Source organism: Saccharococcus thermophilus (assembly GCF_011761475.1).
Taxonomy (GTDB): domain Bacteria; phylum Bacillota; class Bacilli; order Bacillales; family Anoxybacillaceae; genus Saccharococcus; species Saccharococcus thermophilus.
Genome location: NZ_JAASRS010000001.1, coordinates 2,613,465 through 2,625,635 on the forward strand (window position 1 = coordinate 2,613,465; position 12,171 = coordinate 2,625,635).

At 46.5% G+C, this 12,171-nt stretch carries 12 protein-coding genes and 2 pseudogenes; 3 read left to right on the plus strand and 11 right to left on the minus strand.

The genetic code is table 11. The annotated features are described in order from the left end of the window. Window positions 1–77: 77 nt before the first annotated feature. The 10 genes and pseudogenes from BDD39_RS13575 to BDD39_RS13620 all read right to left on the minus strand — a co-directional run bounded on the left by BDD39_RS13575 (window position 78) and on the right by BDD39_RS13620 (window position 7,587). Complete coding sequence (locus BDD39_RS13575; protein WP_166911467.1) at window positions 78–1,238, minus strand: acetylornithine transaminase; 1,161 nt, start codon at window positions 1,236–1,238, stop codon at window positions 78–80. Further along, the gene (argB, locus tag BDD39_RS13580) at window positions 1,238–2,011 is read right to left on the minus strand and encodes an acetylglutamate kinase (protein ID WP_166911469.1); all 774 of its coding nucleotides are present in this window, start codon (window positions 2,009–2,011) and stop codon (window positions 1,238–1,240) included. The genes BDD39_RS13575 and argB overlap by 1 nt, the downstream gene beginning before the upstream one ends. 15 nt (window positions 2,012–2,026) lie before the next feature. Then, the gene (argJ, locus tag BDD39_RS13585; protein ID WP_166911471.1) at window positions 2,027–3,259 is read right to left on the minus strand and encodes a bifunctional ornithine acetyltransferase/N-acetylglutamate synthase; all 1,233 of its coding nucleotides are present in this window, start codon (window positions 3,257–3,259) and stop codon (window positions 2,027–2,029) included. A 16-nt stretch (window positions 3,260–3,275) separates the two neighbouring features. Further along, window positions 3,276–4,313 carry an N-acetyl-gamma-glutamyl-phosphate reductase gene (gene argC, locus BDD39_RS13590; protein ID WP_166911473.1) on the minus strand — a complete coding sequence of 346 codons (1,038 nt, stop codon included), beginning with the start codon at window positions 4,311–4,313 and terminating at the stop codon, window positions 3,276–3,278. 251 nt (window positions 4,314–4,564) lie between these two features. Next, window positions 4,565–4,697 (minus strand): annotated as a pseudogene (locus tag BDD39_RS16490) (YwiC-like family protein); the annotation flags it as partial. Between the two features lie 37 nt (window positions 4,698–4,734). Next, window positions 4,735–4,965 carry a molybdopterin converting factor subunit 1 gene (moaD, locus tag BDD39_RS13600; RefSeq protein WP_166911477.1) on the minus strand — a complete coding sequence of 77 codons (231 nt, stop codon included), beginning with the start codon at window positions 4,963–4,965 and terminating at the stop codon, window positions 4,735–4,737. Continuing rightward, window positions 4,962–5,432 carry a molybdenum cofactor biosynthesis protein MoaE gene (locus tag BDD39_RS13605; protein WP_166911479.1) on the minus strand — a complete coding sequence of 157 codons (471 nt, stop codon included), beginning with the start codon at window positions 5,430–5,432 and terminating at the stop codon, window positions 4,962–4,964. The genes moaD and BDD39_RS13605 overlap by 4 nt, the downstream gene beginning before the upstream one ends. Continuing rightward, a pseudogene (gene mobB, locus BDD39_RS13610) lies at window positions 5,429–5,938 on the minus strand (molybdopterin-guanine dinucleotide biosynthesis protein B). The gene BDD39_RS13605 and the pseudogene mobB overlap by 4 nt, the downstream one beginning before the upstream one ends. Then, on the minus strand, window positions 5,935–7,194 hold the full coding sequence (locus BDD39_RS13615; protein WP_166911481.1) for a molybdopterin molybdotransferase MoeA: 1,260 nt from the start codon (window positions 7,192–7,194) through the stop codon (window positions 5,935–5,937). Before BDD39_RS13615 ends, mobB begins: the two are co-directional and overlap by 4 nt. Window positions 7,195–7,302: 108 nt before the next feature. After that, on the minus strand, window positions 7,303–7,587 hold the full coding sequence (locus tag BDD39_RS13620) for a hypothetical protein (RefSeq protein ID WP_166911483.1): 285 nt from the start codon (window positions 7,585–7,587) through the stop codon (window positions 7,303–7,305). A 208-nt stretch (window positions 7,588–7,795) separates the two neighbouring features. Between BDD39_RS13620 and ric the strand changes: the two genes are divergently transcribed. Then, the gene (ric, locus tag BDD39_RS13625) at window positions 7,796–8,521 is read left to right on the plus strand and encodes an iron-sulfur cluster repair di-iron protein (protein ID WP_166911485.1); all 726 of its coding nucleotides are present in this window, start codon (window positions 7,796–7,798) and stop codon (window positions 8,519–8,521) included. A 47-nt stretch (window positions 8,522–8,568) separates the two neighbouring features. Here the strand turns inward: ric and moaA are convergent, their stop codons facing one another. Beyond that, entirely contained in the window at window positions 8,569–9,594 is a 1,026-nt protein-coding gene (gene moaA, locus BDD39_RS13630; protein WP_166911487.1) for a GTP 3',8-cyclase MoaA, read from the minus strand. 357 nt (window positions 9,595–9,951) lie between these two features. Here moaA and BDD39_RS13635 point away from each other — a divergent pair, with 357 nt between their 5' ends. Both BDD39_RS13635 and BDD39_RS13640 read left to right on the plus strand, forming a co-directional pair. Further along, on the plus strand, window positions 9,952–11,118 hold the full coding sequence (locus tag BDD39_RS13635; protein WP_166907797.1) for an IS256 family transposase: 1,167 nt from the start codon (window positions 9,952–9,954) through the stop codon (window positions 11,116–11,118). 324 nt (window positions 11,119–11,442) lie between these two features. After that, window positions 11,443–12,153: a Crp/Fnr family transcriptional regulator gene (locus BDD39_RS13640; RefSeq protein WP_166911489.1), complete on the plus strand. Its 711-nt coding sequence runs from the start codon at window positions 11,443–11,445 to the stop codon at window positions 12,151–12,153. Window positions 12,154–12,171: the final 18 nt, after the last annotated feature.

Sequence of the window (12,171 nt, forward strand, 5' to 3'; positions counted from 1 at the left end):
ATGACACCTCATAATCGAATTTTTATTTATATGATGGAATTTTTATTCATTTATAGAGAGAAAGATGCAGCTGGCGATCATTTCGCCGCTGCGACTCCCGCTTTTTGTATTGTTTGTTTCACGATCTGCACCGCTTGATCCAATTGTTCCTTTGTCACGATCAACGGTGGCAGCAAGCGGATGACATTTGGTCCTGCTGATAGGACAAGCAGCCCGTTTTCATGAATGGCTGGAAGCAAATTCGCAATCTCCCCATGGCATTCAATGCCAACTAATAAACCAAGCCCCCGCACTTCTTTCACGAACTCCAATTCCCCGAGCGCTTCTTGAAGCTGCGCTAAAAAGTATGTTCCCTTTTCATGGACATCTTGCAAAAAGTCCGGCTGGAAAATGATTTCTAACGTTGCTTTCGCGGCTGCCATCGCAATCGGATTGCCGCCAAACGTCGAACCGTGCACCCCGGCACTGAACGTATCTTTCAAAAACGCTTTGCCGATCATCGCGCCGACCGGGATGCCGCTGCCTAACCCTTTCGCGGTCGTAATAATATCCGGTTCGATATCAAAATATTGATAGGCAAACGGTTTGCCGGTGCGGCCGATGCCGGTTTGCACTTCATCGACAATGAATAAGGTGCCGTATTGCTGGCAAAGTTCAGCCGCTTTTTGGAGAAACGATGGATCCGCCGGTCTGACTCCGCCTTCTCCTTGCACGATTTCCACTAGGACCGCGGCGACCTCTTCGTTCATTTCTCTTTCGAGTGCCTCCACATCGTTAAACGGCAGATGAACAAATTCCGGCAAAAGCGGGCCGAATCCTTTATGCACTTTTTCCTGGCCGGTAGCCGCCATCGTGGCGAACGTCCGTCCGTGAAACGACTGCTGAAAGGTGATGACTTTATGGCGCCCCGTGTGTTTGCGCGCCAGCTTCAGCGCTGCTTCGTTCGCCTCCGCGCCGCTATTGCAGAAAAATACATAGTCGCCGCAGCTGTTTGCCGTAAGAAGCTGCGCCACTTCTTCTTGCAGTGGAATCGTAAATAAATTCGATACATGCCAAAATTGATTCAGCTGCGCTTCGATCGCTTTTTGTACGGCCGGATGGCGATGCCCGAGGTTGCAAACCGCAATTCCGGAAACAAAATCTAAATATTGCTTCCCATTTATATCGGTAATCGTTGTTCCTTCGGCCGATTGTACACAAATGTTCCAACGGTTATATGTCGGAAATAGCGCTCCCATTAATATACCCCCACTTCGCTTTGAATCGTCGTTCCGTACCAATTTCCATTTTTATAAAAAGATGCTTTCCCGCTGACGATCATCACTTCATGCAGCGATTCTGATAGCGCGGCTAGCGCTGCTTTTACCTTCGGAATCATCCCGCCTGTGATCACGCCGTCTTTGATCATCTGTTCAATCGCCTCGACCGTCGCCCTCTCGACGACTGCACCGTCCCGCAATATTCCTGGAACGTCTGTCACGAACAAAAGCTGTGTTGCTTTGATCGCCTTTGCCACCGCTCCCGCCGCCGTATCGGCGTTAATATTGTATTTTTGTCCGTCCTTATCCGCGCCAAGCGGCGAAATAACCGGAATATAACGCAACTGCAACAAGTGATGAATAAAAGTGGCGTTAACATCGACCACTTCGCCAACGTAGCCAAGCTTCATGAAATCGATTGGCGCCGCTTCGAGCAGCCCGGCATCGACGCCGGAAACACCGACGGCCGGCAAGCCATGTTGCTGCAAGAGTGCGACAAGCTGTTTATTCACTTTTCCCGCCAAAACCATTTCCACAACTTCCAATACTTCCTTTGTCGTTTTGCGCAAGCCGTTCACAAATTCACTATGAACTTGGAGCCGCTTTAACATCTGCCCGATCTCTGGTCCGCCGCCATGAACGAGAACAATATTCATGCCTTGTGCATACATCGCTTGCAAACTAGCAAAAAACGCTGAAGACAAATCACTTAATACGCTGCCGCCGCATTTAATGACAACCGTCTTTCCCATCTTTCTCTCCCCTTGTCAAGTGCGATAGCTTGCATTAATTTTCACGTAGTCATACGTTAAATCGCATCCCCAGGCAACTCCTTTGCCGCTGCCTAGATGCAGATCCACCTCAATAACAATCATATCATTTTGCAAATAGGCGCTCGCTTCTTCCTCGGAAAACGGCTGCGGTTCGCTTCCTTTTAGCATCAAAATCGGTCCAATCGCAATATCAACATTGTCCGGATTCACCATTGCTCCTGCGTAGCCGATCGCACAAATAATTCTTCCCCAGTTTGCGTCAGCGCCGTAAACCGCCGTTTTTACTAAATTGGAGCCAACGATTTGTTTAGCGATTTTTTTCGCATCCTCATCCGTTTTCGCCCCGTTCACACGCACTTCAATTAACTTCGTCGCCCCTTCGCCGTCTTTGGCGATTTGCTTCGCTAAATCCTCGCATGTTTTTTTCAGCGCTTCATAAAAATTTTTCCATTCTGGATGATTCAGCGTTAATTCCTTATTTCCGGCAAGCCTGCTCGCCATCACAATGACCATATCGTTCGTGGACGTATCGCCATCTACCGTAATTTGATTGAATGACACATCCGTAACCGAACGAAGCGCTTCTTGCAATAGCGGCGAAGAAATATTGGCATCGGTGGTGATAAACGCCAGCATCGTCGCCATGTTCGGATGGATCATTCCCGATCCTTTTGCCGCTCCGGCGATCGTTACGATTTTCCCGTCGATCGCCGTTTGGTAGCACGCTTTTTTCATCACCGTATCCGTTGTTAAAATCGCGGTTTGAAACGCCTCGGCATGGCCAAGCGAATCTCCTGGCTGCAACTTTTTAATTCCTTCGCGGATTTTTTCCATCGGCAACAATTCCCCGATAACGCCAGTGGAAGCGACAGCGACATGATGCGGGGCAATGCCGAATTGCCGAGCGCATAGTTCTCTCATTTCATAAGCATCTTTTAATCCTTGCTGACCCGTGCACGCATTGGCGCAAGCGCTATTGACAACCACCGCCTGCAGCTTTTGCTCTACGGAGATGCTTTGCTGCGTCACTTTGAGCGGCGCCGCTTGAAAATGGTTCTGCGTATAAACGGCGGCGCAAGATGCCGGCACTTCGCATAAAATAACGCCCAAATCTTTTTTCGTATAACGCAAGCCGGCATGTACCCCAGCCGCTTTAAATCCCTTTGGTGTTACTACCGTGCCTTCGCCTATGAAAACCACCTTTGCTTCTTGTTTTGCAATCTCCATCGCTTGCTCTCCTTCCTTACGGATAAATCGGCATGTACGTAAGTCCGCTTTCTTCGTTCCAGCCCATCATCACGTTCAAATTTTGAATCGCCTGCCCCGCCGCCCCTTTGACAAGGTTGTCAATGACGGAAACGACGGTAATTCTTCCTGTCCGTTCATCATAAGCAACGCCAATATCGCAATAGTTGGAACCATATACTTCTTTCGTCGATGGAAATTGCCCAGGCTTACGAATGCGGACAAACATGGAATCTTTATAACTCGTTTTATATAAATCTACCAACCTATCTACCGACAGGGGGTGCTTTGCTTTTGCGTAAATCGTCGCCATAATTCCCCTTGTCATCGGAATTAAATGCGTGCTGAACGTAATTGGTTGAATGCGTTCATTCCACGCTTGCAACATTTGCTCGATTTCTGGAATATGCTGATGCGAATTTACTTTATAAATTTTGACGTTTTCGTTCACTTCGGAAAAATGGGTGTTCAATGACGCCTTTCGTCCCGCTCCCGATACTCCCGATTTTGCATCGACGATAATCGAATCTTCTTCGATGAGCTGTTCTTTGACGATCGGCGCCAAGCCAAGCAATGTCGCCGTTGGGTAGCATCCCGGGTTGGAAAGAAGCCGTGCCTTTCGGATGTTTGGCTTATTCCACTCTGTTAGCCCGTATACCGCCTGCTGTAAATAATGATCGGAAGACGCCTGCCGCTTGTACCACGCTTCGTATACCGCCCCGTCTTTTAAGCGAAAATCACCCGATAAGTCAATTACTTTCGCTCCTTGGTCGATGAACGCGGGCGCGAGTGTACTAGAAACTCCCGGCGGAGTGGCGAAAAAGACGACCTCGCATTCATCGGCAATTTGCTCGACATCTATCTTTTTCAAAATCGCATCGTCGATTTCACCGACGTGCGCGAAGCTTTCCGAAAGATGAATTCCTTCTTGCGAAGATGAATAAAGATAACAACGGCGCACATGAGGATGGTTGCGTAAAAACCTTAGCAATTCCGCGCCACCGTATCCGGTTGCACCAATAATGGCGATATTCATGACGCTCCTCCTCAGACAAATTGTACTTTGTGTAGTAACCATTATAATACTGTATAAAAATAAAATCAAATGTATATTTAATTATTTTTAGAATATTTTTTGATATTTTTTAAAAAGCCTCCCTCCTCGAAATGAAGGGAAAGGGAGAAAGGAGTCATCATCGCTATAAGCTATTAAAAAACGAGGTGCGTCAACATGCGCACCTCGTTTTTATGAGTAAAGAACAATCATCGCAAAAAGAAAAAAAAGCAGCGCTTTGATTTGATCGCCATTAATTAACTGGTATGTCGCTAAGTACAGAAAAAAACAGTCGACAAATAGCGGGACATGAAGCCATGTAAATCTTCCTGCATAGGTGCCTAACAAAAATGGGACAATCAACATCGCCCAGGCACCGTGTTGTTTCGGAACTATCCATTTCTCATCCTCCGCTTACCGGTGGAATAAAGGCGACAATATCGCCAGGCTGAAGCGTTTGCTCATCGCGGGCATATTCCTCATTGACCGCGACCATCACTTGTTTTAGGCTAATATGGTAACGTTGCTTTACTTCTTCCTTTAATTCTTTTACCGTTTTCGGAAAATGAGGCAAGAAGACGCGTTCTTCGCCAACCGCCTCCTGCAAGTGGGCGAAAAAGAGCAGTGTAATCATCGCAAATCCTCCTCTTCCGGCTTTCCTGCCGGATACGATTTTGTCTCTAATTGATTGCCGACCCACTCCGTTCCATCTTCCCAGTGTTCCTTTTTCCAAATCGGAACAATTTGTTTAATGCGCTCAATCGCATACCGATTCGCCTCATATGCGTCATTGCGGTGCGGCGATGATATGGCGATGACGACTGCGGCCTCTCCGATATCCAGCCTGCCGATTCGATGGATAATCGCGACTTTTGCTTCCGGCCACTTTTCACGAATTTCCGCACCGATTTGTGCGAGCATTTTTTCTGCCATCGACACATATGCCTCATATTGCAAAAATAACGTCCGCTTTCCCTTCGTCCATTCGCGCACCGTGCCAATGAATGTGGCCACCGCGCCGGCTTCTGGACGCATCACTTTTTGGATCACTTCTTCCACGGAAATCGGCTTGTCCGTAATGACAAAAAGCCGTTCATTCATTCGTGCTTTCTCACCTCATCCATCAACCAACGTAAATAACTTTCTTCGTTATCAATAGAAAAGAAAGGATAGGAAAGAAAGGATGGCTGCAAAAAAGGTTGCCACGTAATAACGGCAATAATGTTCGCCAGCTGGGAAAGCGAATCTCAGTCCTCTTCGTTTCGCACCATTACTACTTTTGGATATCGTTCGCTTTTGTAACCCTCGACAAGGACAAAATCAAGCGGCAACAGCTGATAGAACGATAAAATTTGCGCGAGCGACCATGATGACTGCCGGGCGTGAATCTGTAGCAATCCGCCTCCCTCTACCGACACGCAAACCGCCCCGGCCCGTTCGTGGCGCTCTGAGTCAGTAGTCGCATATCGTCTTTCCGGCTCGCCGCCGTGCCCGTGATGTTTGATCGTTCCAACACGGTATCCTTCGGAAGAAGCGATTTTTACCCATTTTTCCATCAGCGTCGTTTTGCCGCTGTTTTTATAGCCGACTACTTGCCAGACGTTCATATGTCGCTCCCTTCTTCGTCTTCTAGCAACCACACCTCGACGGTATTTCCTTTGGCAAACCCGCGCGTCCCCCTTGGAAGCACCATCAGCGCGTTCGCTTTCGCCAATGATGTGACAATATTCGATTTATCCATGCCAACCGGCACCACCGTTAACCGTCCGTCTTCGACCGCTACGTAACTTCTGACAAAGCGGGTAAACGGATTTGGCTTTGGAAAGTCTGCCATTAACGTAGCCGTTGCTTTTTTCAAATACGGTTTCGCGGAAAATAGCCGCGTCCGTACGACCGGGCGTACAAACAGTTCATAGCCGACATAGCAGGCGGACGGATTGCCCGACAGCCCGAATAATAGCTTGCCGTCAAGATGCGCAACCGTCGTTACGCTGCCCGGGCGCATCGCCACTTTATTGAACAGCACTTCAGCGCCGAGACGTTCATAAATGATCGGCAAATAATCATAATCCCCGACAGAAACTCCTCCTGTTGTAATCAACATATCCACTTGATCGAGCGCGGATTGGATCGCGGCAAAACAAGCATCCAGATCGTCCATTAATTTGCCGAAATAAACTGGCTCCGCGCCGTTGCGGACCACTTGCGCCTGAATCATATACGCGTTGCTGTTGCGGATTTTTCCTGGCACAGGCGGATCGGATACATCCAAAAGCTCGCTTCCTGTCGCAAAAATGCCGATGCGCGGCTTACGTGCCACTTTTACCTCGGCATATCCAAATGTCGCTAATAGCGCCTGCACGCCGGGGTTGATCCGCGTGCCTTTTGGAACAAGCGCATCGCCCTTTTTCGCATCCTCCCCTTGAAATGAAATATTATCTCCCGGACGAAACGGACGTTTGATCGACATATACGTTTTGCCATCCCGCTCATATTGTTTGGCTAGCTCCAACATGACAACCGCGTCGCATCCATCGGGAATTGGCGCCCCTGTCATGATGCGCACCGCCTGAAACGGTTTCACCGCTTTTGTCGCCATCTGTCCCGCTCCAATTGTCTCAATCACTTCAAATTCCACCGGATTGTCCAGCTTCGCCTGCGCGGAGTCCGCAGCGCGGATGGCAAAACCGTCATATGGAGAGCGGTCAAACGGTGGAACGTCATGATCGGCGCGCAATTCTTCGGCCAAATACCGACCGTATGCTTCCTCAAGCCGAACCGTTTCCGCTTCCCCTTCCCGCGCATATTTCATGACCCTTTTGATCGCTTCCGTTACCGGAATCGGAGTTCGCTTTTCCAACATGCTTTTCTCTCCCTTTCTCATTTAATAGCTACCCATAATATCCATTATTTTACTTTTTTATATTTAGAAGAGCAAGCAGACTGCCAAAGAAAGCAAGTTTTTATTGGTTCATCCGTACTGCTGATGATCGGAAGTTTCGCGTGAAGATTTGCTTAATGCATTGACATTATCAACCTTTTCCTTTATTCTTTCAACTAATTCGCCTAAAGCATGATGCTGGCTGTTGACGAACTCATGCTGCTGAATCGCTGCGCCGAGTTCTGCAAACAAATCATCAATCAACTCCTGCATCATTTCTTCCTTTTCGGCAAGCTGCTTCTTTGCTTCTTCCAAACGGCTTTTTAACTGTCGATTTTCGCTTTCCAACTGTTCAGCCTTCAACAGCCGAAACATCCCCATCCCTTCTTTCCTTTTTTCTTATTTTCATTGTACGGAAATGAATCAAAGCTAGTCGTGATGTTCATCACATTTATCCGTTTCATTTCTTTCCTAACACAATTTGTTCAAAATTTCTTCCCTTATGTGATGTACATCACGACATGCAAAAGAGAAAAGAAATATGCTTAAGTTGTAACGATTGATTAAGATGGAGGTATCAGCCATGGAAAAATGGTTTACAGAACAATCGCTCATCGGGGACATCGTAGCACAATTTCCAAAAGCAAGCGATCTTTTCAAATCATATAGAATTGATTTTTGCTGCGGCGGGCAGCGCCCATTGCAGGAAGCAATAAAAGAGCGCGGTTTGGACGGAGAAGCGATTTTAGAAGAGCTGAACGCGCTTTATGCCCAATCGCACGAAAAAGTCGATAGAAATTGGAAGGAAGCTTCTTATCGCGAGCTGATCGATCATATTATCGGAAAACATCATCGTTACTTGGCGGAAGAACTGCCGCAGCTCAGCCCTTACGTCACAAAAGTGCTGCGCGTCCACGGAATGCACCATCCGCATCTTGCGCAAGTTCATAAGCTGTTTAACGAGCTGAAAACCGAACTGGAACAGCATACGGTGAAAGAAGAAACTTACGCTTTTCCGCTTATTTTGCAATTTGAAGAAACTCCGACTCCAGAAAACAGAGAAACGATGAAACAAGTGATTCGCGAACTTGTCAATGAACATGACGTTGCTGGCGACATCATCAAAACGATTCGTGAGATTACGAATGACTTTACCCCGCCGGAAGATGCATGCCGGACGTACCGTCTTGTCTACAACCGATTAGAAGCGCTTGAAGAAGATTTATTTAAACATATCCATTTGGAAAATAACGTGTTATTCCCGCGCGTCCTCGCGGAAGCAGAGCCATCGGCCGAAACGTCTCAATAAACTAAAAACACTGGACCGTTCCACTCGAAGGAAACGGTCCAGTTTACTTATCCGCCAATATAAGACATTTCAATTTTCTTCCGCGTTTTTGCCGTTTGCTCCGTCCGTTCATCCGAGTAACGGTCTGTCCGCATGTTCCATGTGGATGAAATCACTTTCTTGATTTCCTCTTTATCTGCCCCAGAACGCAGTTTTTCTTTTAACGAAACACCGCTTGTCGCAAACAAGCACGTATACAGCGTACCATCGGCGGAAATGCGCGCCCGGGTGCAGCTGCTGCAAAACGATTCCGTCACCGAGGAGATAAAACCGACTTCCACGTTCGTGCCAACATAGCGGTAGCGGTTTGCCACCTCGCCGAAGTAGGCTTTTTCCACCGGCTCAAGCGGATGCATTTGCTGCAGGAGTTCATACATTTCTTTTTTCGTAACGACATGGGAAAAATCCCAACCGTTTGTCGTGCCGACGTCCATATATTCAATAAAGCGGAGGGTAATGCCTTGTTCTTTAAAATAGTTTGCCATCGGAATGATTTGCGAGTCGTTCATTCCTTTTTTGACGACCATGTTCACTTTAACGCCAAGCCCGGCTTCCCGCGCTGCTTCGATCCCTTTTAGCACCGGCTTGACCCCGACCCCAACACCGTTCATCTTTTTAAATACTTCGTCATCTAACGCATCCAAGCTGACATTGACGCGCTTTAGTCCCGCTTCTTTCAAACGTTTCGCCCATTTCACTAAATGAATCCCATTCGTCGTAAGAGCGATATCGTGAATGCCGGGAATGTGCGTCAACCGTTCTACGAATAAGTCCAAATCGCGTCTTAACAGCGGTTCTCCCCCTGTGATACGAATTTTTTCCACCCCAAGTTCCGCAAAACTTTCGGCAAGCAGCACCATTTCCTCGATCGTTAATAATTCGTCTTCACGCAAAAAGCGAAAATTGGGTCCGAATATTTCCGCCGGCATGCAATATACGCAGCGGAAATTGCACTGGTCCGTTACCGAAATGCGCAAATCGCGAAGCGGACGGTTCCAGCGGTCGACAACGGTCGACGGTTTTTTTTCCTCCATTCCGCTTTCTCCTTTCAATAAGATTTAAACACTGTCGCACACAATGACGATTTTTCCTTTAAATGGCGGCGCGCCATCCACTTAGCCGTGATGATGCCAAGAAGCACAACCATTACTCCAGAAACAAACGAGACCTTTATCGATAATAACCAAACCGGTGATCAAAATTCCATCATCATAAAACCTCTTTCAACAACACCTTTCTGTTCCACTATATAAAAAAAAGAAGAAAAATGTTGTGACGTTACTCAGATGATGTATAAAATTTTGTGTAAAGCATTTTACTAGATCAAAATAAAAAAGGTAGGGTATTCTCTGATTGAACCCAAACATTCCAGAGAAAGGAGAACCCTACCTATGTCTAAAAGTATACCGAATGTCGACTGGGCAAATCAACTGGAAAGTGTCATTCGTCAGTTTGTAAAGGAAAAATTAGAACTGATCATGCGGGAAGAAATCAAGAATTTCCTCGAAATAGAACAGGCCGGAACATCAAATATGAGAAACGGCTACTATCAACGAAATCTAGATACGCAATATGGCCGGATTGAAGGTCTTTTGGTCCCTAGAGACCGAAACGGAGAATTTCAAACACAGTTGTTTGCCCCTTACCAACGGCACACCGGCTGGCTGGAGGAAGCAATCATTAGGATGTACCAAAGTGGCATGAGTACACGGGAAATTGGCAAGTTTATCGAACGAATTCTAGGAAGCACCTATTCTCCTGCGACGATCAGCCGTATTACCGATGTCGTGAAGGAAGACATCGAGAAATGGCACACTCGTCCACTGCACAAGCGTTATTCCGTCTTATATTTGGATGGTTTATACGTAAAACTTCGTCGCGAAACCGTGGAGAAAGAAGTCATTTATGTGGTGTTAGGGGTGAACGAAGAAGGATATCGCGAAATTCTTGATTTCTTTGTGGGAGGACAAGAAAGCGCCTATGTATGGCAGGAAATTCTTCAACACCTCTACCAAAGAGGCGCCAAGGAAGTGCTTCTGGGCATATTCGATGGACTACCAGGGTTGGAGGAAGCCTTTAAGGCGGTTTATCCGAAAGCCGATGTGCAGCGTTGTGTCGTTCACAAAGTCCGTAACACGCTCCATCGTGTTCGGAAAAAAGACCAATTTGAAGTGGCCGAGGATCTCAGGCTGATTTATCGCGCGCCGAATAAGGAGATGGCGTTACAGATGTTTCAACAGTTTGAGTCGAAATGGTCAAGCAAGTATCCGAGAGAAGTTCAATCTTGGGCCAATGAGTTGGATGTCCTCCTTACATTTATGGATTATCCAAGCAGTATTCGAAGTGTGATTTACACGACGAATGCCATTGAACGAACGATCAAGGAGATTCGGAAACGTCTAAAGCCGATGAACAGTTTGAATAGTTTAGAAGCCGCTGAAAAAATCGTATATTTGACCATTCAAGATTTTAATGAGAAATGGGCAGGGCGAAAGTTGCGAGGATTTGCCGAAGCACAGGAAGCCCTCGAGCGAATGTTTGAAGAACGTTATCATTAACCAAATACTGTAAATAAACAAAATAGGGGGATTCTCCCTTTCCACACAGGAGACTGAATATTCAGTCTCCTGTGTGGAGGAAACTAGTTCCCTATTCATTCCAAATCCATTTCAGAGAAACCCTACCCCCATTATATTACACAAAATTCTTGACGGTACCGTTACTCACATTGTAACATAGTAAACATGAAAACAGTTTCAAAAAAATTTGCGGCATTATCGTGACAATCATCACAAATATAAAAAATTGTGATTTTCGTCACAACAATGTCAATCAGTTATCCTCTACAATGGAAGTAACGACGATCCATTGGGGTGAAACAGATGCTTGCAGCCAAAACGTTCAACCGTCGGGACCGCTTTGACCATTTATGCGAATTGCTTCGTTCCGCCAAAAGTACCATCAAAATACGAAAAGGAACGTTTTTATTCCAAGAAGGAATGGCCGCCGCTGAACTATATCTTATTCTTTCGGGGAAAGTGCAGATGAGTAAAATTGGCGCTGACGGGAAAGAGATGTGTTTCCGTATTTGCGGTCCTGGAGAAATTATCGGAGAGCTAACATTGTTTACATCCGAACCGCGTTATTTGCTAACGGCAAAAGTAATGGAAGATGGCGAAGTAGCAGCCATTAAAAAAGATGATTTAGAGAAACAACTCTTAACCAATCCTTCCCTTACCTATGAATATATGCAATGGGTCAGCACGCATGCGCGACGGACACAAACAAAATTTCGCGATTTAATTATGTACGGCAAAAAAGGAGCGCTGTATTCTACGCTCATCCGCATGTGCAACAGCTACGGCGTCAAGTTGGATAGCGGAAGCATCCTCATCGACTTAACGCTGAAAAACCAAGACTTAGCCAACTTTTGCGGCACCACCCGCGAAAGCGTCAACCGTATGTTAAACGCGTTAAAGCAGCAAGGTGTTCTTTCCATTAAAAAAGGAAAAATTACAATCCATGACCTTGACTATTTAAAAAAGGAAATTCAATGTGAAAACTGTCCGGTGGATATTTGTTGCATTGAATAAAAACATCCCTCCTTTTCG

Bases quoted from the DNA above. Each gene is read 5' to 3' on its own strand.
- moaD (WP_166911477.1), bottom strand. From the start codon at position 4,965: ATGATTACACTGCTCTTTTTCGCCCACTTGCAGGAGGCGGTTGGCGAA.
- argJ (WP_166911471.1), bottom strand. From the start codon at position 3,259: ATGGAGATTGCAAAACAAGAAGCAAAGGTGGTTTTCATAGGCGAAGGC.
- moaA (WP_166911487.1), bottom strand. From the start codon at position 9,594: ATGGAGGAAAAAAAACCGTCGACCGTTGTCGACCGCTGGAACCGTCCG.
- BDD39_RS13640 (WP_166911489.1), top strand. From the start codon at position 11,443: ATGCTTGCAGCCAAAACGTTCAACCGTCGGGACCGCTTTGACCATTTA.
- BDD39_RS13615 (WP_166911481.1), bottom strand. From the start codon at position 7,194: ATGTTGGAAAAGCGAACTCCGATTCCGGTAACGGAAGCGATCAAAAGG.
- argC (WP_166911473.1), bottom strand. From the start codon at position 4,313: ATGAATATCGCCATTATTGGTGCAACCGGATACGGTGGCGCGGAATTG.
- ric (WP_166911485.1), top strand. From the start codon at position 7,796: ATGGAAAAATGGTTTACAGAACAATCGCTCATCGGGGACATCGTAGCA.
- BDD39_RS13620 (WP_166911483.1), bottom strand. From the start codon at position 7,587: ATGTTTCGGCTGTTGAAGGCTGAACAGTTGGAAAGCGAAAATCGACAG.
- BDD39_RS13575 (WP_166911467.1), bottom strand. From the start codon at position 1,238: ATGGGAGCGCTATTTCCGACATATAACCGTTGGAACATTTGTGTACAA.
- argB (WP_166911469.1), bottom strand. From the start codon at position 2,011: ATGGGAAAGACGGTTGTCATTAAATGCGGCGGCAGCGTATTAAGTGAT.
- BDD39_RS13605 (WP_166911479.1), bottom strand. From the start codon at position 5,432: ATGAATGAACGGCTTTTTGTCATTACGGACAAGCCGATTTCCGTGGAA.
- BDD39_RS13635 (WP_166907797.1), top strand. From the start codon at position 9,952: ATGTCTAAAAGTATACCGAATGTCGACTGGGCAAATCAACTGGAAAGT.